Source organism: Alsobacter sp. R-9, from assembly GCF_054612375.1.
The window spans coordinates 24,877-44,674 of record NZ_JBTSWJ010000009.1; the positions used below are offsets into that span (position 1 = coordinate 24,877).

Sequence of the window (19,798 nt, forward strand, 5' to 3'; positions counted from 1 at the left end):
GGGCGCCATGACCACCTATCTCGTCCACGTCCCCGCGGAGGCCGAGCGCGGCCAGCCGGATGGGCTCGACCGCGCCGTGCTGGTCAAGGACGGCTTCCACTGGCTGGCGCTGGTGTTCCCGGTGCTCTGGCTTCTCTACCACCGCGCCTGGATTGCCCTGCTCGTCTTCCTCGCCGCAAGCGTGGCGCTGATGGCCGTCGTGGCGCTGGGCGACCTGCCGGGCGGGACGCTCGTCGCCGGTGAGCTGCTCCTGGGGCTGGCGCTGGCCGTGGCGGCGCCGGACCTGCGTGGCTGGACGCTCGGCCGACGCGGCTACCGCCTGGCCGACGTCGTCGCCGGCGAGGACGAGGAACTGGCCTCCCGCCGCTTCTTCGAGCGCTGGCTCGCAGGCGCGCCTCCGGCGTCGCGGGGGCGGCCCGCCGCCGCCGTGCCGGGAGGGACGGCGCCGCAGGTGCTCGGCCTCTTCCCGGAGGCTCCGCGGCCATGAGCGTCGCCATCATCGACTACGGGTCCGGAAACCTGCACTCGGCGCACAAGGCCTTCGAGCGGGCCGCGCGCGAGGCCGGCCTCTCGGTGCCGGTCGTCGTGACCAGCGATCCCGAGGCCGTCCTGGCCGCCGAGCGCGTCGTGCTGCCGGGCGTCGGGGCCTTCGCCGACTGCCGGGCCGGACTCGACGGCGTCGCCGGCATGGTCGAGGCGCTCGAGGAGAGCGTTCGCCGCCGCGGCCGGCCGTTCCTCGGCATCTGCGTCGGCATGCAGCTCATGGCCGAGCGGGGTCTCGAGTACGTGACCAGCCGGGGCCTCGGCTGGATCCCGGGCGACGTGGTGCTGATCGAGCCGTCCGATCCGGCGCTCAAGATCCCCCACATGGGGTGGAACACGCTCGACAAGCAGCAGGATCACGCCCTGCTCTCGGGGATTCCCACCGGCCCGACCGGCTGGCACGCCTATTTCGTGCACTCCTACCACCTCGCGGCGGCCGATCCGTCCACCGTGGTGGCGACGACCGACTACGGCGGCACCGTCACCGCCATCGTCGGGCGCGACAACATCGCCGGCACGCAGTTCCATCCCGAAAAGAGCCAGTCCCTCGGGCTCGCCCTCATCACCAATTTCCTGAGGTGGCGCCCGTGATCCTCTTTCCCGCGATCGACCTGAAGGAAGGCCGCTGCGTCCGCCTCGTGCAGGGCGACATGGCGCAGGCCACCGTCTTCAACGACGATCCGGCCGCCCAGGCCGAGGCCTTCCAGCGGCAGGGCTTCCCGTGGCTCCACCTCGTCGACCTCGACGGCGCCTTCGCCGGACGGCCGATGAACGCCGCGGCAGTGGAGGCGATCCTGGCGCGCGTGGGGCTGCCGACCCAGCTCGGCGGCGGCATCCGCGACATGCGGACCGTCGAGGGATGGCTGTCGCGCGGGGTGCGGCGCGTCATCATCGGCACGGCCGCCGTCCGCGACCCCGATTTCGTCCGCGAGGCGGCCCGCCTCTTCCCCGGCCGGATCGCCGTCGGCATCGACGCGCGCGACGGCCGCGTGGCGGTGGAAGGGTGGGCGCACCTCTCGGAGATGTCGGCCGAGGATCTCGGCCGGCGCTTCGAGGACGCCGGCGTCGCCGCCATCGTCTACACGGACATCGCCCGCGACGGCGTCCTGAAGGGTCTCAACATCGAGGCGACGCTGGCGCTGGCCCACGCGGTCGGCATTCCCGTGATCGCCTCGGGCGGGCTCGCGTCCATCGATGACGTGCGCCGCCTGCTGGAGCCGGACTGCGCCGTGCTGGAGGGCGCCATCACGGGGCGGGCGCTCTACGACGGGCGGCTCGACCCCGCCGAGGCGCTGGCGCTGATCGCCGCGCGGGCGCAGGCCGCCACCGCCGCCGGAGGGGTCCGTGCTTAAGGTCCGGGTCATTCCCTGCCTCGACGTCAAGGACGGGCGCGTCGTCAAGGGCGTGCAGTTCCTCGAGCTGCGCGATGCCGGCGACCCGGTGGAGAGCGCCATCGCCTATGACGCGGCCGGTGCCGACGAGCTCTGCTTCCTCGACATCACCGCCAGCCACGAGAACCGCGGCACCCTGCTGGACGTGGTGACACGCACGGCCGAGGCCTGCTTCATGCCGCTCACGGTCGGGGGCGGCGTTCGCACGGTCGACGACATCCGCGCCCTGCTGCTGGCAGGGGCCGACAAGGTCTCGATCAACACGGCCGCGGTGAACGACCGCCAGTTCGTGCGCCGGGCGGCCGAGAAGTTCGGCGTGCAGTGCATCGTCGTCGCCATCGACGCCAAGCGGGTGTCCGGGCCGGACGAGCCGGGCCGCTGGGAGATCTTCACCCACGGCGGCCGCAAGCCGACGGGCATCGACGCCATCGCCTTCGCGGAGGAGGTCTGCGAGCTCGGCGCCGGCGAGATCCTCCTCACCTCCATGGACCGGGACGGCACGAAGTCGGGCTACGACGTCGCCCTGACGCGCGCCATCGCCGACGCCGTGCCCGTGCCGGTGATCGCGTCCGGAGGCGTCGGGACGCTCGACGACCTGGTCGCCGGGGTCACCGAGGGCCACGCGAGCGCCGTGCTCGCCGCCTCCATCTTCCATTTCGGCCAGCACACCGTGCGGGAGGCCAAGGAGCGGCTGGCTGCGGCCGGCATCCCGGTGAGGCTCGACTGATGCCGTTCACGCTGGACGAACTCGAATCCTTCCTCGCGGTGCGCGCCAAGGCGTCGCCGGAGCAGTCCTACACCGCGAAACTCATCGCCAAGGGTCCCGCCCACGCCGCCAAGAAGCTGGGCGAGGAGGCGGTGGAGGCGGTCATTGCCGCCGTCGAGGGCGATCGAAAGGCGCTGGTGATGGAGAGCGCGGACGTGCTCTATCATCTCTTGGTCGTGCTTCGCGCCCGGGGCGTGGCGTTGCAGGATGTCCTCGACGAGCTGGGGCGGCGCACCGCGCAGTCCGGGCTCCAGGAGAAGGCATCGCGCAAGCCGGAGTGAGCCGGCCGCGCCTGCCAACCGGGAAGCTTGCGCATGGACGTCCGCGTGCCCCCCGCCGAGATCGCCGAGGTCTCGCCCTTCCGTACCTTCAGCCGGGACGAGTGGGCGGCGCTGCGCGCCGACACCCCGCTGACGCTGACGGTCGAGGATCTGATGAAGATCCAGTCGCTCAACGACCCGATCTCGCTCGAGGAGGTCGTGGCGATCTACCTGCCGCTGTCGCGCCTCCTCTCCCTCTACGTCGCGGCGACGCAGGGTCTCTTCAAGGCGACGCAGCGGTTCCTGCTCGCGGAGGACGGGAAGGTCCCCTACATCATCGGCATCGCCGGCTCGGTCTCGGCCGGCAAGTCGACGACCGCCCGGGTGCTGCGGGCGCTGCTGTCGCGCTGGCCGAACACGCCCAAGGTCGACCTCGTGACGACGGACGGGTTCCTGCACCCGAATTCCGTGCTCCTGCGCGAGAACCTCATGGAGCGCAAGGGCTTCCCCGAGAGCTACGACGGCGCCGCCCTGATCCGCTTCCTGTCGCAGGTGAAGGCCGGCGAGCACCATGTCGAGGCGCCGGTCTACTCCCATCTCGTCTACGACGTGATCCCCGGCGAGACGATCAGCGTCGACCGGCCGGACATCCTCATCGTCGAGGGGCTCAACGTCCTGCTGCCGAGCCGCATGCCGCGCGACGGCAAGCCGGTGCCCTTCGTCTCCGACTTCTTCGACTTCTCGGTCTATCTCGACGCCGACGAGGATCTGCTCGAGACCTGGTACGTGCAGCGCTTCATGCGTCTGCGCGACACGGCGTTCCGTGACCCGCGCAGCTACTTCAAGAGGTACGCGCAGATCTCGGACGAGGAGGCGGAGGCCACGGCGCACGCCATCTGGCACCGCATCAACCTGCCGAACCTGCGCGAGAACGTGCTGCCGACCCGCCCTCGCGCGGACCTGATCCTCACCAAGGGCGCCAGCCACCGCATCGAGCAGGTGGCGCTGCGCAAGCTGTGAGCCTTCCGCCCGGCGAGGCCTCGGCCGCCGGGCTCCCGTGTTTCACGTGAATCACTGCGCCGGGGCGGCGGGGGGCCGTCCCGGATGTTTCACGTGAATCACTCCGGTCAGACGGGGAGGCCCGTCTGCTCGGCCAGCCGCTTCAGGCTGACGGCGGGCCGGGCTCCGACGTGCTGGATGATCTCCGCGGCGGCCAGCGCGCCGAGCCGTGCGCTCGTCGTGGCGTCGAAGCCGCGGGCGAGGCCGAACAGGACGCCGGCGGCGAAGAGATCGCCCGCTCCCGTCGTGTCCACCAGCTCCTCGACCGGGTGAGCCGGCACGGCCAGCGTGCCGCTGCGCTCGACGACGAGGCAGCCCTTCTCGGACCGCGTGACGATACCGGTGACGCTCTCCTCGCGCAGCGCGGCGAGCGCGGTGTCGAAGTCGGCGGTGGTGTAGAGGCTCATCAGCTCGTGCTCGTTGGCGAAGACGATGTCGAGCCGTCCCGAGCGCATCAGGCCCAGGAACTCATCGCGGTAGCGGTCGACGCAGAAGCTGTCGGACAGCGTGATCGCCACCTTGCGGCCGGCGGCGTGGGCGATGTCGGCGGCGCTGCGGAACGCCTCCTTCGCCTGCTCGCGGTCCCACAGGTAGCCCTCGAGGTAGACATAGGCCGAGGCCTCGACGGTCGCCCGGTCCACGTCGACGGGCCCGAGGTTCTGGCAGGCGCCGAGATAGGTGTTCATGGTGCGCTCGCCGTCCGGCGTCACCAGGATGAAGCTGCGCGCCGTGGCGGGGCCGTCGATTGCCGGGGCCGTCGGGAAGTGGACGCCCATGGCACGGATGTCGTGGGTGAAGACCTCGCCCACCGCGTCGGCCTTGACCTTGCCGATGTAGGCGCCGCGGCCCCCGAAGGAGGCGACGCCGACGATGGAGTTCGCCACCGAGCCGCCCGAAATGATCGTCGCCGGGCCCATGGCGGCATAGAGCCGCTCGGCCTCCGCCTCGTCGATCAGCCGCATCGACCCCTTGTGCAGGTCGTTGGCGATGAGGAAGTCGTCCTCGGTGCGGGCGAGGACGTCGACGATGGCGTTGCCGAGGCCGAGAACGTCGTAGCGGGGTTCAGTCATGGGGACTCCGGTGCTGTTGCGGGGTGCTTGACACCGCCGCCCGCCGGAATCAAGGGCCGGGGCGACCCGCGGTGCCTTCGAGGAGGGCGAGGAGGGCCTCGATCTCGTCCGCCGAAAGAGTGCCGATGCCGCGCGCGAGGCGGTTGGCAAGCAGCGTGGCACGGGGCGAGAGGCCGGCGGTGTCGATCACGATCCGGGGGTGGGACACGTCGGCGAGGCGCTGCAACTCCTCGGCGTCGTCCCAGATGACGTTGAAGTACTGGATGACGCGCTGCACGAAGCCCCAGTTCGGCCGGCCCCGGCGGCCGTGCTCCAGCGCCGACAGGTAGGTCGGCGAGACCCCGATCTCCTCGGCCATCTCCTTCAGCGACACGCCGCGCTCGGCGCGCAGCTGCCGCAGGCGAGCGCCGAACGGGGTCACGGCGACGCCCCCGGTCCGCGGCGGCGGCGCAGGCGGACGTAGAGCGCACCGGCGCCGCCGTGATGCTCGACCGCCTCCTCGAACCCCACGACCATGGTGCGCAGGTCCGGCATCCGCAACCAGTGCGGGACCGAGCGGCGCAGCACGCCCCGCTCCTCGAAGATTCCGGCGGACTCCGCCGCGCGGCCGCCCTTGCCGGTCACCACCAGCACCACCGTGTGACCCTGCGCCTGCGCCCGGCCGAGGAACGACCGCAGCGCCCCGTGGGCCTCGTCCTGCCGCATCCCGTGAAGGTCGATGACGGCGTCGATGGGGTGGCTGCCGCGCGACAGCCGCTGCCGGAGGCGCCGTTCGAGGGGCACGATCGGCGGCATCGTTGGCGCGGGGGCCGGGCGCGGCCTGGCCGGCGGGGCGGCGGCGGCCGGCTTCGGCCCGTTCGCGGCGGGGCGCGGTTCGGGGGCTGCCGGCGATGGTTCCGCAGCCTTCGCCTCGGGCGCGGGGCGCGGCTTCCCGGTCAGCGGGTGGACGTGCTGGGTGACGTGCGACCAGAGCGCGAACTCGTCGGCCGTCAGCACGCGGCGCCGGCGCCCGGTCATCGCGCTCCCTCTCGCGGCAGGAGAACGACGAAGTCGGTTCGGTGCCGGAGCCGGCCCGCCTGCTCCCCCGCCGCGGCCCCCGACCCGAAGAACAGGTCGCCCCGCGCCGCGCCGACGATGGCGGAACCGGTGTCCTGCGCCACCAACAGGCGTGCAAAAGTCTCCATCCTCGCGCCGTCGCGAGACGGGATGTCGGCCGAGACCCAGACCGGCGTGCCGTAGGGCCACGCCGTGCGATCCACGGCGAGCGAACGCAGGGGCGTCAGCGGAAGCGCGGCGGCTCCGATCGGCCCCTCCGCCGGGTCGAGGTCCCCTCGCAACTCGAAGAAGATGAAGGACCGATTCAGCCGCATGATGCGGCGGGCCTCGGACGGGTTGGCCCGCAGCCACGCCTTGAGGCCTTCGAGGTGCATCTCCTCGGGGGTGGCGTGGCCCTCGGTCACGATCACTCGGCCGATGGACGTGTAGGGGTGGCCGTTGCGCCCGGCATAGACGAGGCGGGCCACAGTGCCGTCGGCGAGGCGGACGCGCGCCGAGCCCTGCACCTGCACGAGGAAGCGCTCGACGTCGTCACGCAGCCAGACGAGTTCAAGGCCCCGGCCGGCGAGGCCGCCGTCCTCGATGGCGGCGCGGTCGGGATAGGGCTCGAGACCCGCCGGCGTCCGCCGCGCCGCGGTCAGACCCGCGAGCGGTCCGGGGGCGCCCTCCGGGTAGGACTCGAGGTCCGGCGGCCGGGCGTAGACGGGTGTCGGAAAGCCATGCGCAGCCTCGCGGGAGCCCTCGATCTCCGGCTCGTAGTACCCGGTCAGAAACGGCACTCCCGACGCCGGTAGCACCTGCCATGCCCGGAAGGACCGCTCGAACCACCGACGCGCGGCCGAACCGTCGACTAGGTCCGCGGCGAGGGCTTCGCGGCAGACGCGGAGCAGGTCGTCCCCGGGCGTGAGGCCCGGCCGGAGCTCGGGGGTTCCGGCGAGCATGGCCTCGCAATTGCGGCGGAAGACGGCGAAGGCCGCGGCGTGGTCGTCCGCCGCCCACCCGGGGAGACCTTCGAAGGAGACCGGCCGGAGCGTCGAGCCCTGCGGACCCGCGCGGCTTTGCTCCGAGGCAGCCGATTCGCTCGCCGGACCCGTCACGGCCAGCCCCGCAAGGATCAGCGCCGCGGCGGACGCGACGCGAAACCGCCGCCCGGCTGGGCGGCGGCGAAGTGGTTCAAGGCTGAATCGGACGGCATGGCGCCATGCCCGGCCCATGGCACGGTCAGTGACCCGCCTCGGTGGCGACCAGCTTCCAGTTCGGGTCGCGCGTGCCGACCTCGCGCGCGAAGGTCCAGACGTCGGTGACGTCGACGACCTTGTCCGGCGCGCCGTCGACCACCGCGTTCTCGCGGTCGTAGGTCGAGGTGATGAGCTTGGAGAGGAAGCGCATCGTCACCTGCGCCTGCTTGCCCTTCAGCTGGACGTCGACGAACTCGGCCTTGTCGATCGAGACGAACGTCGTCTCCACGCGCTCGCCCCGCTTCTCGCGCTCCGAGATCGCGCCCACGAATCCGTCGAACACGTCCTTCGACAGGAGATCCTTGAGGGTCCGGCGGTCGCCCTGCGCGAAGGCCGTCACGATCATCTCGTAGGCAGACTTGGCGCCCTCCTCGAACCCCTTGGCATCGAAGCCGCCGTCGGCCCTGGCGATGGCGTCGAGCCCGGCCGCGAGCGGAGTGCCGACCTCGGCAATGCCCTTCCAGCGGTCCGGGTCGTCGGCCACGGGCGTCGACTCGTTGGCCCGGCCGGGCAGCCGCACGACGTTGGCGTCGTTCGCCGGCGCAGGCGCCTTCGGCTCGGGGCGACGCATCATCGTGTCAGGCGGGCCCTGGTGACCCGTCCGCTGCCCCAGCACCGAGCGCAGCCGCCAGATGACGAACACCGCGAGGGCGAGGAAGATGATCGTCGTGAGATCGAAGCCGTCCTGCATCGTCGAGCCGTCCAGTGTCCGGGAGCGGCCCGGCGCCGTCCCCCCGACCATATATGGAATTCCCCGAACAACATCCACCCGCCCGGAGAATTCACCTCGGGCGCCAATCCTTGTTCCGCCCCGTCATCCATGCTAGCCCGCAGCGCGACGGCGGTCGCCCGGCCGCCCGGGGGGGATAGGCCCGCGCCGCGGGCGATGGAGATTGTGATGACCACCAACGGAAATGGCGCGCCCGGCGCTGAAGAGGCGGCTCCCGCCCTCAACGCGCTCGCCCAGTACATCAAGGACCTGTCCTTCGAGAACCCGAACGCCCCGCGTTCGCTGGCGCCGCAGGCCAATCCGCCGCAGATCCAGATCTCGGTGAACGTCAACGCCAAGCAGCTGTCCGACACCGACTTCGAGGTCGAGCTGACGCTCGAGGGTCGCGCCGGCGAGGCGCCGAACCTGCTGTTCAGCTTCGAGCTGCTCTATGCGGGCGTGTTCCGGCTCCTGAACATCCCGGCCGAGAATCGCCATCCTGTCGTGATGATCGAGTGCCCGCGCCTGTTGTTCCCCTTCGCGCGCCAGATCGTCGCGGATGCGGTGCGCAACGGCGGCTTCCCGCCCCTCTTCATCGATCCGATCGACTTCGCGGCGCTGTTCCGCCAGCGGCTGAACGAGATGCAGGACCAGCCCGTCTCCTGACGGCGCCCGCCTTCGAGTTTGCGACGAAGCCCCGCTCCGGCGGGGCTTCTTGCGTTCAGGAGGCCGAGGCGGCGGCGTCCCGCGGCTCGCCTTCCTCGTCGACGTAGTCCTTCCAGAGGACGGTGCCGCCGAGCGTCGCCACGAACGCCGCGTGCTCCGCGAGCGTCGCGGCGTCCAGACGGGACGGGAGCGGCTCGGGCCGCTTCAGCGTGAGGGGTACCACCGTCCCGCCGCGGCCCGGCGCCGAGGCTCCCGCCGACACCGACAGGCCCAGGTCGGCCTGCCGGCCGCCGAGCAGTTCCATGTAGACCTCGGCCAGGATCTCGGCATCGAGCAGCGCGCCGTGCTTGGTGCGGCGCGAATTGTCGATCCCGTAGCGCTGGCAGAGGGCGTCGAGGCTGTTCTGGGCGAAGGGATGCTTGCGTCGCGCGATCAGCAGCGTGTCGACGACGCGCTGCTCCTCGACCGCCGGAAAGCCGAGACGGGCAAGCTCCGCGTTGATGAAGCCCATGTCGAACGCGGCATTGTGCGCCACGAGCCGCGCATCGCCGATGAACTCCACGAAGGACTCCGCGACCGCCGCGAACACGGGCTTGTCGGCCAGGAACGCCGAGGACAGCCCATGGACGGCGAACGCCGCCTCCGGCATGTCCCGTTCCGGGTTCAGGTAGACGTGGAACGTGTTGCCCGTCGGGATGTGGTTCAGCATCTCGACGCAGCCGATCTCGACGATCCGGTCCCCGCCGTTCGGGTTGAGCCCCGTGGTCTCCGTGTCGAACACGATCTCGCGGATGGCCATGCCAGACCCTCTTGTCTCACCCTTGCCGGCGCCGTCCCCGCCGGTGCGCGAGGATGCGGATCGCCTCGGCCACCTGCCGCGCCGCCGCGGGCACGCCCCGGCCGCTGTCGATCACGAGGTGGGCCCGCGCCCGCTTCTGCGAATCAGGCACCTGCCGCGCCAGAATCGCCTCGAACCGCTCCGGGGTCATCCCCGGCCGCGACAGGACGCGCTCCCTTTGCACAGGCGCGGGGGCCGAGACCACAGCCACCGCGTCGCAAAGGCCTTCCCCGCCCGTCTCGAAGAGCAGGGGAATGTCGAGCACCACGAGCGGCGCCCCCTCGTGACGCACTAGGAATGCATCCCGGGCCGCCGCCACCAGCGGATGCACGATGGCCTCGAGCTTCGCCATGGCCTCCGGTTGCCCGAGCACCCGAGCGGACAACGCCGCCCGGTCGACGACGCCGTCGCGGGTCGTGCCGGGGAATGCGGCCTCGACGAGCGGCGCGGCCGCGCCGGCATAGAGATCGTGTACGGTGGCATCGGCGTCGTGAACGGGGACGCCGGCCTGTCGGAACAGGCTGGCCGTCGTCGACTTCCCCATCCCGATGGAGCCAGTCAGCCCGAGGACGAAGGTCATCACGGGTCCTTCGGCTTCAGCAGGTCCGCCACGATCCGCTCTCTCAGCGCCGGCGTCACCGCCGGTCGGCGGCCGAACCAGCGCTCGAAACCCGGCACCGCCTGGTGCAGCAGCATGCCGAGACCGTCGACGGTCCGGTGTCCTCGCGCGGCCGCCTGTGCGAGCAAAGGCGTCACCAGCGGCACATAGACGATGTCCGCCACAGCCGCGGACGGACGCAGCGGCGCGAGGTCGATCTCCAGCGGCGGCTGTCCCTCCATGCCCAGCGACGTCGTGTTCACGACGAGGTCCGCCTCCCGGAGCAGCGCCGGTATCGCGTCCCAGCCGTGGCCGGTCACGCCCGGAAACTCCCGGGAGAGAGCCACCGCGCGATCAGCCGTGCGGTTCGCGAGGCGGATCGCGAAGCGATGCTCGGCTGCGAAGACCGCCACCAATCCCCGCGCCGCGCCGCCGGCACCGAGGACGAGGATCGTCCGCGTGCGCTCCCGCCATCCCGGCAGGCTGTCGTCGAGATGGGCGAGGAAGCCCAGGCCATCGGTGTTGTCGCCCCAGAGCAGTCCGTCCTCGAACCACAGCGTGTTGACGGCCTGCATCGTCCGGGCGCGTTCCGTGGCGCGGTCGACCAGGCGGAAGGCCGCCTCCTTGTGGGGCACCGTGCAGTTCCCGCCGACATAGCCCCGCTCACGCATGGAGGCAACGAACGCGGGGAAATCCTCCGGCTTGACGGCCTCGCGGCCGTAGGACCCGGAAATGCCCAGCGTCTCCAGCCAGTACCCGTGGATGAGCGGCGACCGGGAATGCGCGACGGGATAGCCGATGACGCACGCCTTCGGCGGCGCTGGAGCCGGTTTCGTCATGGGACCACCCAGCCCTCGTGTCTCAGTGCGGCCAGCAACGGGAGGAGGGGCAGTCCGAGGATGGTGAAGTGGTCGCCGTCGATGGCGGAGAACAGATGGATGCCCGGCCCTTCCAGCTGGTAGGCGCCCACGCTCGCGGTCACGGCATCCCCCGCGGCATCGCAGTATCGCGCCAGGCTCGCCTCGGAAAGATCACGCACCCGCAGCCGCGCGTCCGCCGCGACGTCCGCCACGACCACCCCGTCCCGTGCGATGCAGGCCGCGGAATGGAGGACGTGGTCGCGCCCGGCCATCCTGCGCAGCTGCCCGATCGCCGCGGCGCGATCGGACGGCTTGTGGAGAGCCTCGCCGCCGAGATCGAGCGTCTGGTCGGCGCCGACCACGATCCGGCCCGGCATCACGGACGACACCGCCAGCGCCTTGGCCCGCGCCAGGGATGCCGCGACCGTGGCCGCATCCCCGCCCACCTGTCGCGTCTCGTCTTCCAGAGCACGCTCGTCGATGGCAGCCGGGACGGCCTCGACCGGCAGGCCCGCCGCCTCCAGCATCGCGATCCGGGTCGCGCTCTTCGAGGCGAGGACGAGCGGCCGGTCGGCCAGCCAGAGCGGATGGCCGGCGCTCATTCCACGATGAACCGCATGCGGTGCGTCCGGTAGAGCTCGATGACCGCGGCCGCGGTCTCCTCGATCGATCGGCGCGTCACGTCGATCACCGGCCAGTTGTGCCGCGCGCAGAGCTTGCGCGAAGCGGCGATCTCCTCGGTCACCGCCGTCTTGTCGACATACGGGCTGTCGCCGGACGCATTGAGGGTGAGCAGGCGGTTCTGCCGGATCTGGACGATGCGCTCGGGCGTCGCGACGAGACCCACGACGAGGGCGCGGCGAACCTCCTCGAGACCGGGAGGGACCGGGATTCCCGGTACGAGCGGAATGTTGGCCGTCTTGATGCCGCGGTTGGCCAGGTAGATCGAGGTCGGCGTCTTCGAGGTCCGGCTGATGCCCACGAGGATCACGTCGGCGTCGTCGAGGTCGGCGGGCAGCTGTCCGTCGTCGTGCAGCATGGTGAAGTTGAGCGCGTCGATGCGCTTGAAGTAGTCGCCGTTCAGCACGTGCTGGGCGCCGGGACGCTGCGTCGATGCCGTCCCCAGATAGGACTGGAAGAGCGTCAGGACCGGGTCGAGGACGGACAGGCAGGGGCACCCGAACTCCTTGCACGCCGCCTCCAGCCGCTGGGCGAGTTCCGGCTCGACGAGCGTGTAGAGGACGATGCCGGGGGCGGACTCCAGCTCGTTCAGCACCCTGTCGAGCTGGGCCGACGACCGGACGAGCGGGTAGACGTGCTCGATGGCGGAAATTCCCTGGTACTGGGCCGCCGCGGCGCGGCTCACGGCGATCAGGGTTTCGCCGGTCGCGTCCGACACGAGGTGGAGGTGGAAATAGCTGCGGTTCACCGGACGGGCTCGCGCCGCGGGTTATCCCGGGGCCTGTGGAGGACTGTGGACGGCGGGGACGACTCGGCCTCCCCGGCGCCGGCTCGGTTCCGACTGTCGCCCGCCGGTGGATTGCGATCAACAGGCCCGGCGGCGGGGACGCATCGAGCGCCTTTGCATGCACAGCGTCGGGACGGGGTGCCCTGTCGGCCCCGCCGGGTTTCGGTCTGGGTGGTTAACGAACGGTAAAGGTTAAGAAATCGTGAACGTCCCGCCGACCGCCGCATGCCGGGCGGCACGGACCGAACCCTGAACCGGACCGGGCAAAGCTGTGGGGGACCTGTGGACGGCTTGGAAACCCGGCATCTCCCGGTCTAGAAACAGACTCAAGAGAGTCCTTTCAAAGAAGTGGTCTTATTCCTTGCCCTCTGAACAACCGGCCCGGACGGGCAAGCCGCTCCTCGACGTCCTCTCCGGCCACAAGCTGGACATCCCCCCGATCTGGATCATGCGGCAGGCGGGACGCTACCTGCCCGAGTACCGCGAGCTCAGGGCCAAGGCGTCCTCCTTCATGGAGTTCTGCTACACCCCGGCGATGGCCGCCGAGGCGACGTTGCAGCCGATCCGGCGCTACGGCCTCGACGGAGCGATCCTGTTCTCCGACATCCTCGTCGTGCCCGACGCGCTGGGCCAGCCGGTGAGCTTCGCCGAGGGCGAGGGTCCCCGACTGCCTCCGATCACCTCGATGGCCGACCTCTCGAAGCTCAGCGAGGAGATCGACCTGAACCGGCTCAACCCGGTCTTCGAGGCGATCGAGCGGGTGAAGGGTTCCCTCCCGGCCGAGACGACGTTCCTGGGCTTCTGCGGGGCTCCCTGGACGGTGGCGAGCTACATGATCGCGGGGAAGAGCACGCCGGAGCTCGCGCCGGCCCGCCTCGTCGCCTACCGCGACCCGGCCTTCCTCGAGGCGCTGATCGACCGGCTGGTGCGGGCGTCCATCGCCTATCTCGTCCGCAAGCTCAGGACGGGCGTCGATGCGGTGCAGATCTTCGAGAGCTTCGCCGGGGCGCTGACGCCGGCCGCCTTCGAGCGCTGGTCGCTGGGGCCGATCCGGCGGATCATCGAGGGCGTGCGGGCGCAGGTCCCGGGCGCGCGCATCATCGTCTTCACCCGCAGCGCCGGGACCGGCCACGCCCGGGTGTGGGAGACGGGCGCGGACGCCGCCGGCCTCGATTGGGGCGTCGACGGCGCCTGGGCGGCCCGCGAGGTGCAGCCGAGGCTCGCCGTGCAGGGCAACCTCGATCCTTTGGCCGTGGTCGCCGGCGGCGACGCCATGCGGCAGGGGATCGACCGGGTGCTCCAGCAATTCGGCGGGGGCCGGCACATCTTCAACTTCGGCCACGGCATCGTGCCCGAGACGCCGCCGGAGCACGTCGCGGAACTCGTCGCCCGGATCCGGAAGGGCTGAGCCGCGTGTACGAGTGGATCAAGGCCCTGCATGTCGTCGCCATCATCTCCTGGATGGCGGCGCTGCTCTATCTTCCCCGTCTTTTCGTCTACCACTGCGAGGCTCCCGTCGGCTCGCCGCAGTCCGAGACGTTCAAGGTGATGGAGCGGCGGCTCTACAAGGCGATCATGACGCCGGCCATGATCGTGGCGTGGCTGGCCGGCCTCTACCTGGTCTGGGCAGGAGGATGGCTGTCCTCCGGCTGGATGCACGGCAAGTTCGCGCTCGTCATCGCGCTCTCGGCCGTGCACGGCATGATGGGCGGGTGGCGCCGCGCCTTCGCCGAGGATCGCAACACGCGGCCGCAGCGCTTCTTCCGCGTCTGGAACGAAGCGCCGACGCTGCTCATGATCGGGATCGTCATTCTCGTCATCGTGAAGCCATTTTAACCGCCTCAGACTGGGCCGTTGCGCCGGGGCTTGCCCGGCCGGCGGAATCGGAGTAACGGTCGCACACCCTCCTCGATGGCCGTCGGTCTGTTCCGGTTGCGCTCCGCGAGCCGCCGTTCGACACAGGCCCACGGTGGAACTGGCTGCTCCAGCTCCACGTTTCGCAAGTTCCCACTCGTGTCGCGCCCCACGCCTCCTTTCCGGGCGCCTTCCAGGACATTTCCATGCGGGAAATCAAGCTGCAGGACCTCAAGGCGAAGTCGCCGACCGAGATGCTCTCCTTCGCCGAGGAACTGCAGGTCGAGAACGCCAGCACCATGCGCAAGCAGGAGCTGATGTTCGCCATCCTCAAGCAGCTCGCCTCCAACGAGGTCGAGATCATCGGCGAGGGCGTCGTCGAGGTCCTGCCCGACGGCTTCGGCTTTCTCCGCTCCCCCGATTCGAACTATCTGGCCGGCCCTGACGACATCTACGTCTCCCCGTCCCAGATCCGCCGCTTCGCGCTGCGCACCGGCGACACGGTCGAGGGGCAGATCCGCAGCCCCAAGGAAGGCGAGCGGTACTTCGCGCTCCTCAAGGTCAACACGATCAACTTCGAGGATCCGGAGAAGGCCCGGCACAAGGTCAACTTCGACAACCTGACGCCGCTTTATCCCAACAAGCGGCTCAAGCTGGAGCTCGAGGACCCGACCCGCAAGGATTTCTCGGCCCGCCTCATCGACATCGTTTCCCCGATCGGCAAGGGCCAGCGCGCCCTCATCGTGGCGCCGCCGCGCACCGGCAAGACCGTGCTGCTGCAGAACGTGGCCCAGTCGATCACGTCGAACCACCCGGAGTGCTACCTCATCGTGCTGCTCATCGACGAGCGGCCCGAGGAAGTCACCGACATGCAGCGTTCCGTCCGCGGCGAGGTCGTGTCCTCGACCTTCGACGAGCCGGCCTCGCGGCACGTCCAGGTGGCCGAGATGGTCATCGAGAAGGCCAAGCGGCTCGTCGAGCATGGCCGCGACGTGGTGATCCTCCTGGATTCGATCACCCGCCTCGGCCGGGCCTACAACACGGTCGTTCCGTCCTCCGGCAAGGTGCTCACCGGCGGCGTCGACGCCAACGCCCTGCAGCGGCCCAAGCGCTTCTTCGGCGCGGCGCGCAACATCGAGGAGGGCGGCTCGCTGACGATCATCGCGACCGCGCTGATCGACACCGGCAGCCGCATGGACGAAGTGATCTTCGAAGAGTTCAAGGGCACCGGCAACTCCGAGATCATCCTGGACCGCAAGGTCTCGGACAAGCGCGTCTTCCCGGCGCTCGACATCACGCGGTCCGGGACGCGCAAGGAAGAACTCCTGGTGCCGCCGGACGTGCTCAAGAAGATGTACGTCCTGCGCCGCATTCTCAATCCGATGGGAACCGTCGACGCGATCGAGTTCCTCCTCGACAAGCTGCGCCAGACGAAGACGAACGGCGACTTCTTCGAGTCGATGAACACCTGACGCCGGGCCTTCGCCCGGCCGGACACGGCCCATGGAGTCCGGGACGATCTACGCGCTGTCGACGCCGCCGGGCCGCAGCGCCGTTGCCGTCGTCCGCGTATCCGGGCCCCGGACTCGATTCGCCCTCGAAACCATCGCCGGACGCGCGCCGGAGCCGCGCCGTGCCTCGCTGCGACGTCTCCGCGATCCGCAGACCCAGGAGATCATCGACGAGGCTCTGGTGCTCTGGTTTCCGAGCCCGGCGAGCTTCACCGGCGAGGATCTCGCGGAGTTCCACCTTCACGGGGGTTCGGCGACCGTCGCTTCGCTGATCGAGGCGTTGGCGGGGCTGGGGCTCGCACCCGCCGAGCCCGGAGCCTTCACCCGGAGGGCATGGGAGGCGGGGAAGCTCGACCTCTCGCAGGTGGAAGGCCTTGCCGACCTCATCGATGCAGAGACGCAGGCTCAGCGACGCCAGGCGCTGCGCCAGATGCAGGGCGCGCTCGGACAGGCCGTCGCCGGGTGGCAGGAGCCCCTGGTCGAGGTTCTTGCGCGCATCGAGGCCCAGCTCGACTTCTCCGACGAGGCCGATGTGCCGGAGGAGGACCTGCAGCCGCTGCGCAGCACCATCACCCACCTCCGCGGCGCCATCCTCGCTGTCCTGGCGGATGGCCGGCGGGGCGAGCGCTTGCGGGAGGGAGCGGTGGTCGTCATCGCCGGGCCTCCGAACGCAGGCAAGTCAACGCTTCTGAACCGCCTGGCCCGGCGCGATGTCGCCATTGTTTCCCCGGTCCCCGGGACCACGCGGGATGCGCTGGAGGTTCATCTCGAACTGGGCGGCGTGCCGGTGACCATTGTCGATACGGCTGGCGTTCGGGCAACGGCGGATCCGGTCGAGGCGGAGGGGGTGCGGAGGGCGCTTGCCCACGCGGCACGGGCCGACCTGATTCTCTGGCTCACGCCCTGGGACGACCCGTCCGATCCGGAGCCGGGGCTGGCGGAACCTGTCCTGAGCGTTGCCACGAAAATCGATTCGGACTCGCAACATGTCGATGACGGTCGCCTCCCCATCTCCGCCCTTAGCGGCGATGGACTCGATTCACTCCTGAAACGAATCGTTGATATCGTTACCGCCGGCACGGCGGAGCCGGCGCTCTTGACGCGCGCGCGTCATCGGGCGGCGCTCGATTCGGCGGCGAACCATCTGGACCGCGCTCTCGCGGATCTCCAGCCTGATCGTCTTGAGCTGGCCGCGGAGGCCGTACGGCTATCGCTGCGGTCCCTCGACGCGCTGATCGGTCGAGTTGATGTCGAGGACGTGCTCGACCGCTTGTTTTCCAGCTTCTGTATTGGCAAATGACGTTTCACGTGAAACCGGACGCGGGCAGCTGATGAAAAGCTTCGACGTCATCGTCGTGGGCGGGGGCCATGCAGGCACGGAGGCTGCCGCGGCCGCCGCGCGACTCGGCGCTCGAACGGCCCTCTTGACCCACCGCTGGGAGACGGTGGGCGAGATGTCGTGCAATCCGGCGATTGGTGGCCTTGGCAAGGGGCACCTCGTCCGCGAGATCGACGCGCTCGATGGGATCATGGCCCGTGCCGCTGACCGTGCCGGAATCCAGTTTCGGCTGCTGAATCGCCGCAAGGGCCCAGCCGTTCGCGGTCCGAGGGCGCAAGCCGACCGGAAAATCTACAAGGCTGCCGTGCAGGACCTCCTGAAGGCCAGCTCGGGTCTGACGGTGATCGAGGCCCCGTGCGAGGGTCTCAGCGTGAGCGACGGCGTCCTGGCTGGCGTTGTCGCTGGCGGGGAGACCATAGGGGCGGGTGCCGTCGTCGTTACCACGGGGACTTTCCTCAACGGCTTGATCCATATCGGTGAGGTCAAGATTCCCGCCGGTCGGATCGGGGAGCCGCCGGCCCGGTCCCTCTCTGCGTCACTGAAGGCGCTCGGTCTTCGCATGGGCCGGCTGAAGACGGGCACCCCGCCTCGCCTCGACGGTCGGACGATCGCGTGGGACCAGCTCGAGATGCAGCCTGGCGACGATCCGCCGGAGCTCTTTTCGTGGATGAGCGCAGCTCCCGCACAGGCCCAGATTCAGTGCGGGATCACCCGTACAACAGAGCACAGCCATGCGCTGATCCGCGCCAACATGCACCGGTCGCCGATGTTCTCGGGCGATATCGAGGGCCGCGGCCCCCGGTACTGCCCGTCAATCGAGGACAAGGTGGTTCGATTCGGAGACAGAACAAGCCACCAGATCTTTCTCGAGCCGGAGGGCCTGGACGATCCGACGGTCTACCCGAACGGAATCTCGACCTCTCTTCCAGAGGATGTGCAGCGCGCTCTTTTGGCCACGATCCCGGGACTCGAATCGGCATCGATGCTGCGGCCGGGCTATGCCATCGAGTATGATTTCGTCGATCCCCGCGAGCTCGACACGACCTTGGCGTGCCGTGCCCTGAGAGGCCTTTACCTTGCTGGCCAGATCAACGGCACCACCGGCTATGAGGAAGCCGCGGCGCAGGGGCTGATCGCCGGGATCAACGCGGCGCGATACGCGGCCGGGCAGGACGGCGTTGTCCCGGATCGGGCCCAGGCCTATCTCGGCGTCCTTGTCGACGACCTCACGACCCGCGGCGTGTCGGAACCCTATCGCATGTTCACCTCGCGGTCCGAGTACCGCCTCAGCCTTCGCTGCGACAATGCCGATGACAGGCTGACGGAGTGGGGCGAGGCGATCGGTTTGGTGGGGTCGGAGCGCTCGAGGCGGTTCCGTGAGCGGATGGATGTCCTGCGCGCGCTGAGAACACGGCTGGAAGCCTGTCGGGTCACCCCGACGGAGGCGGCCCGGCACGGGCTTCGCGTCAACCAGGACGGCCAACGCCGCTCCGCCTTCGATCTGCTCGCGTCTCCGGATGTCGGCTATGCCGACGTCGCGCGGATCTGGCCTGACCTGGCCGGCTTTCCCTCCTGGGCCGTGGATCGTGTTGAATCGGATGCCCGCTATGCGGTGTATCTCGATCGGCAGGCGGCGGACGTCGAGGCGTACCGACGGGATGAAGCGCTCGTGTTGCCGGCGGATCTCGACTTCAACGCGCTGTCGGGCCTTTCGACCGAGCTGCGGAACAAGCTTACCGCGGCCCGACCGAGGACAATCGGGCAGGCTGGGCGGATCGAGGGGATGACGCCTGCCGCCTTGACGCTGCTCGTCGCTCACTCGCGTCGCCGCAGGGCCGCGTGATCCATGAGCAATGATGATCGTCGCGACGCGCTGGCGGCGGTGCCCGTTTCACGTGAAACGGAAGCCCTCTTCGAACAGTATGTCGACATGCTGCGTCGATGGCAGGCGGCCAAGAACCTCGTCGGTCCTGGTACGCTCGACTCCGTCTGGTTGCGCCACCTCGCGGACAGCGCCCAGCTCTTTGCTCTGGCGCCCGATTCGGCCACGACATGGGTCGACATCGGCTCGGGTGCCGGGTTTCCGGGACTCGTCATGGCCATCATGGGCCGGAACCGCCCGGGCTTCCGTGTCCACCTCATCGAGAGCAATGGCCGCAAATGCGCCTTCCTGCGGGAAGTCGCACGAATCCTGAAGCTGCCGGCCACGATCCACAATGGGCGGGTCGAGGACGTACTGCCCACCCTTCCCGGTCCGGTCCACGTCCTGAGCGCCCGCGCGCTCGCCCCCCTCGACTCGCTGCTTCGGCTGGGGGGAAACCTGTTGACAACCGGGACCCTCGGACTCTTCCCCAAGGGGCAAGATGTGGGGGATGAATTGACCCAAGCCGCTAAATATTGGAGTATCCGAACAACGACGGTGCCCAGCAAAACCGACTCCAGGGGGCGGATCCTGGTGGTCGAACGGGCTGAGCCGAGGGTCGTTTCGTAACCGATATTCTTGAGGCAATGCGATGTCGGGGGACTCGATTCGGTTGAGCCGGTCAGGCAGCGAGCCGCGTGTGCTGGCGCT

The 19,798-nt window shown here is 69.8% G+C and carries 23 protein-coding genes; 13 read left to right on the forward strand and 10 right to left on the reverse strand.

What is annotated here, in order from left to right:
• Positions 1–7 precede the first annotated feature (7 nt).
• The 6 genes from ACX9GQ_RS15105 to coaA are packed head-to-tail and all read left to right on the forward strand — an operon-like array spanning position 8 to position 3,980.
• On the forward strand, positions 8–487 hold the full coding sequence (locus tag ACX9GQ_RS15105; protein WP_459630388.1) for a DUF2628 domain-containing protein: 480 nt from the start codon (positions 8–10) through the stop codon (positions 485–487).
• On the forward strand, positions 484–1,134 hold the full coding sequence (hisH, locus tag ACX9GQ_RS15110) for an imidazole glycerol phosphate synthase subunit HisH (protein ID WP_459630389.1): 651 nt from the start codon (positions 484–486) through the stop codon (positions 1,132–1,134). Before ACX9GQ_RS15105 ends, hisH begins: the two co-directional genes overlap by 4 nt.
• Positions 1,122–1,895: a 1-(5-phosphoribosyl)-5-[(5-phosphoribosylamino)methylideneamino]imidazole-4-carboxamide isomerase gene (gene hisA, locus ACX9GQ_RS15115; protein WP_459630390.1), complete on the forward strand. Its 774-nt coding sequence runs from the start codon at positions 1,122–1,124 to the stop codon at positions 1,893–1,895. The genes hisH and hisA overlap by 13 nt, the downstream gene beginning before the upstream one ends.
• On the forward strand, positions 1,888–2,661 hold the full coding sequence (hisF, locus tag ACX9GQ_RS15120) for an imidazole glycerol phosphate synthase subunit HisF (protein ID WP_459630391.1): 774 nt from the start codon (positions 1,888–1,890) through the stop codon (positions 2,659–2,661). The genes hisA and hisF overlap by 8 nt, the downstream gene beginning before the upstream one ends.
• Positions 2,661–2,981: a phosphoribosyl-ATP diphosphatase gene (locus ACX9GQ_RS15125; RefSeq protein ID WP_459630392.1), complete on the forward strand. Its 321-nt coding sequence runs from the start codon at positions 2,661–2,663 to the stop codon at positions 2,979–2,981. The genes hisF and ACX9GQ_RS15125 overlap by 1 nt, the downstream gene beginning before the upstream one ends.
• Before the next feature lie 33 nt (positions 2,982–3,014).
• On the forward strand, positions 3,015–3,980 hold the full coding sequence (gene coaA, locus ACX9GQ_RS15130) for a type I pantothenate kinase (protein ID WP_459630393.1): 966 nt from the start codon (positions 3,015–3,017) through the stop codon (positions 3,978–3,980).
• 107 nt (positions 3,981–4,087) lie between these two features.
• Here the strand turns inward: coaA and ACX9GQ_RS15135 are convergent, their stop codons facing one another.
• From ACX9GQ_RS15135 to ACX9GQ_RS15155, 5 genes are all read right to left on the reverse strand, one after another.
• The gene (locus tag ACX9GQ_RS15135) at positions 4,088–5,089 is read right to left on the reverse strand and encodes an adenosine kinase (RefSeq protein WP_459630394.1); all 1,002 of its coding nucleotides are present in this window, start codon (positions 5,087–5,089) and stop codon (positions 4,088–4,090) included.
• Positions 5,090–5,138: 49 nt separating this feature from the next.
• Positions 5,139–5,510: a helix-turn-helix domain-containing protein gene (locus ACX9GQ_RS15140; protein ID WP_459630395.1), complete on the reverse strand. Its 372-nt coding sequence runs from the start codon at positions 5,508–5,510 to the stop codon at positions 5,139–5,141.
• Complete coding sequence (locus tag ACX9GQ_RS15145; protein WP_459630396.1) at positions 5,507–6,106, reverse strand: Smr/MutS family protein; 600 nt, start codon at positions 6,104–6,106, stop codon at positions 5,507–5,509. Before ACX9GQ_RS15145 ends, ACX9GQ_RS15140 begins: the two co-directional genes overlap by 4 nt.
• Positions 6,103–7,242 carry a murein transglycosylase A gene (mltA, locus tag ACX9GQ_RS15150; protein ID WP_459630397.1) on the reverse strand — a complete coding sequence of 380 codons (1,140 nt, stop codon included), beginning with the start codon at positions 7,240–7,242 and terminating at the stop codon, positions 6,103–6,105. The genes ACX9GQ_RS15145 and mltA overlap by 4 nt, the downstream gene beginning before the upstream one ends.
• A 124-nt stretch (positions 7,243–7,366) precedes the next feature.
• On the reverse strand, positions 7,367–8,074 hold the full coding sequence (locus ACX9GQ_RS15155; RefSeq protein ID WP_459630600.1) for a Tim44/TimA family putative adaptor protein: 708 nt from the start codon (positions 8,072–8,074) through the stop codon (positions 7,367–7,369).
• Positions 8,075–8,281: 207 nt separating this feature from the next.
• On the opposite strand from ACX9GQ_RS15155, the gene secB reads away from it, so the two are divergent.
• Complete coding sequence (gene secB / locus ACX9GQ_RS15160; RefSeq protein WP_459630398.1) at positions 8,282–8,758, forward strand: protein-export chaperone SecB; 477 nt, start codon at positions 8,282–8,284, stop codon at positions 8,756–8,758.
• 55 nt (positions 8,759–8,813) lie between these two features.
• Here secB and dnaQ read toward each other — a convergent pair whose 3' ends face one another.
• The 5 genes from dnaQ to ACX9GQ_RS15185 are packed head-to-tail and all read right to left on the reverse strand — an operon-like array spanning position 8,814 to position 12,483.
• A complete protein-coding gene (dnaQ, locus tag ACX9GQ_RS15165) occupies positions 8,814–9,551 on the reverse strand; it encodes a DNA polymerase III subunit epsilon (RefSeq protein WP_459630601.1) in 738 nt (245 codons plus the stop codon).
• Between the two features lie 22 nt (positions 9,552–9,573).
• Positions 9,574–10,176 carry a dephospho-CoA kinase gene (gene coaE / locus ACX9GQ_RS15170; RefSeq protein WP_459630399.1) on the reverse strand — a complete coding sequence of 201 codons (603 nt, stop codon included), beginning with the start codon at positions 10,174–10,176 and terminating at the stop codon, positions 9,574–9,576.
• A complete protein-coding gene (locus ACX9GQ_RS15175; RefSeq protein ID WP_459630400.1) occupies positions 10,176–11,033 on the reverse strand; it encodes a shikimate dehydrogenase in 858 nt (285 codons plus the stop codon). Before ACX9GQ_RS15175 ends, coaE begins: the two co-directional genes overlap by 1 nt.
• The gene (locus tag ACX9GQ_RS15180; protein WP_459630401.1) at positions 11,030–11,656 is read right to left on the reverse strand and encodes a Maf family protein; all 627 of its coding nucleotides are present in this window, start codon (positions 11,654–11,656) and stop codon (positions 11,030–11,032) included. The genes ACX9GQ_RS15175 and ACX9GQ_RS15180 overlap by 4 nt, the downstream gene beginning before the upstream one ends.
• Positions 11,653–12,483 carry a pyruvate, water dikinase regulatory protein gene (locus ACX9GQ_RS15185; RefSeq protein ID WP_459630402.1) on the reverse strand — a complete coding sequence of 277 codons (831 nt, stop codon included), beginning with the start codon at positions 12,481–12,483 and terminating at the stop codon, positions 11,653–11,655. Before ACX9GQ_RS15185 ends, ACX9GQ_RS15180 begins: the two co-directional genes overlap by 4 nt.
• Positions 12,484–12,883: 400 nt before the next feature.
• Here ACX9GQ_RS15185 and hemE point away from each other — a divergent pair, with 400 nt between their 5' ends.
• The 6 genes from hemE (at position 12,884) to rsmG (ending at position 19,717) form a co-directional block, all read left to right on the forward strand.
• On the forward strand, positions 12,884–13,930 hold the full coding sequence (gene hemE, locus ACX9GQ_RS15190) for a uroporphyrinogen decarboxylase (protein ID WP_459630403.1): 1,047 nt from the start codon (positions 12,884–12,886) through the stop codon (positions 13,928–13,930).
• Between the two features lie 5 nt (positions 13,931–13,935).
• Complete coding sequence (hemJ, locus tag ACX9GQ_RS15195) at positions 13,936–14,358, forward strand: protoporphyrinogen oxidase HemJ (RefSeq protein ID WP_459630404.1); 423 nt, start codon at positions 13,936–13,938, stop codon at positions 14,356–14,358.
• Between the two features lie 224 nt (positions 14,359–14,582).
• A complete protein-coding gene (rho, locus tag ACX9GQ_RS15200) occupies positions 14,583–15,848 on the forward strand; it encodes a transcription termination factor Rho (RefSeq protein ID WP_459630405.1) in 1,266 nt (421 codons plus the stop codon).
• A 31-nt stretch (positions 15,849–15,879) separates the two neighbouring features.
• On the forward strand, positions 15,880–17,187 hold the full coding sequence (mnmE, locus tag ACX9GQ_RS15205; protein WP_459630406.1) for a tRNA uridine-5-carboxymethylaminomethyl(34) synthesis GTPase MnmE: 1,308 nt from the start codon (positions 15,880–15,882) through the stop codon (positions 17,185–17,187).
• 31 nt (positions 17,188–17,218) lie between these two features.
• Positions 17,219–19,069, forward strand: coding sequence for a tRNA uridine-5-carboxymethylaminomethyl(34) synthesis enzyme MnmG (gene mnmG, locus ACX9GQ_RS15210; protein WP_459630407.1), 1,851 nt, complete (start codon positions 17,219–17,221; stop codon positions 19,067–19,069).
• Positions 19,070–19,072: 3 nt separating this feature from the next.
• Positions 19,073–19,717, forward strand: coding sequence for a 16S rRNA (guanine(527)-N(7))-methyltransferase RsmG (gene rsmG, locus ACX9GQ_RS15215; RefSeq protein WP_459630408.1), 645 nt, complete (start codon positions 19,073–19,075; stop codon positions 19,715–19,717).
• Positions 19,718–19,798: the final 81 nt, after the last annotated feature.

What these genes read in the sequence shown, in the direction of transcription:
- ACX9GQ_RS15135 (WP_459630394.1), bottom strand. Translation starts at nt 5,089, where the DNA reads ATGACTGAACCCCGCTACGACGTTCTCGGCCTCGGCAACGCCATCGTC.
- hisH (WP_459630389.1), top strand. Translation starts at nt 484, where the DNA reads ATGAGCGTCGCCATCATCGACTACGGGTCCGGAAACCTGCACTCGGCG.
- ACX9GQ_RS15125 (WP_459630392.1), top strand. Translation starts at nt 2,661, where the DNA reads ATGCCGTTCACGCTGGACGAACTCGAATCCTTCCTCGCGGTGCGCGCC.
- rho (WP_459630405.1), top strand. Translation starts at nt 14,583, where the DNA reads ATGCGGGAAATCAAGCTGCAGGACCTCAAGGCGAAGTCGCCGACCGAG.
- ACX9GQ_RS15175 (WP_459630400.1), bottom strand. Translation starts at nt 11,033, where the DNA reads ATGACGAAACCGGCTCCAGCGCCGCCGAAGGCGTGCGTCATCGGCTAT.
- secB (WP_459630398.1), top strand. Translation starts at nt 8,282, where the DNA reads ATGACCACCAACGGAAATGGCGCGCCCGGCGCTGAAGAGGCGGCTCCC.
- coaA (WP_459630393.1), top strand. Translation starts at nt 3,015, where the DNA reads ATGGACGTCCGCGTGCCCCCCGCCGAGATCGCCGAGGTCTCGCCCTTC.
- ACX9GQ_RS15155 (WP_459630600.1), bottom strand. Translation starts at nt 8,074, where the DNA reads ATGCAGGACGGCTTCGATCTCACGACGATCATCTTCCTCGCCCTCGCG.
- ACX9GQ_RS15145 (WP_459630396.1), bottom strand. Translation starts at nt 6,106, where the DNA reads ATGACCGGGCGCCGGCGCCGCGTGCTGACGGCCGACGAGTTCGCGCTC.
- ACX9GQ_RS15180 (WP_459630401.1), bottom strand. Translation starts at nt 11,656, where the DNA reads ATGAGCGCCGGCCATCCGCTCTGGCTGGCCGACCGGCCGCTCGTCCTC.
- mnmG (WP_459630407.1), top strand. Translation starts at nt 17,219, where the DNA reads ATGAAAAGCTTCGACGTCATCGTCGTGGGCGGGGGCCATGCAGGCACG.
- ACX9GQ_RS15105 (WP_459630388.1), top strand. Translation starts at nt 8, where the DNA reads ATGACCACCTATCTCGTCCACGTCCCCGCGGAGGCCGAGCGCGGCCAG.
- mnmE (WP_459630406.1), top strand. Translation starts at nt 15,880, where the DNA reads ATGGAGTCCGGGACGATCTACGCGCTGTCGACGCCGCCGGGCCGCAGC.
- coaE (WP_459630399.1), bottom strand. Translation starts at nt 10,176, where the DNA reads ATGACCTTCGTCCTCGGGCTGACTGGCTCCATCGGGATGGGGAAGTCG.
- rsmG (WP_459630408.1), top strand. Translation starts at nt 19,073, where the DNA reads ATGAGCAATGATGATCGTCGCGACGCGCTGGCGGCGGTGCCCGTTTCA.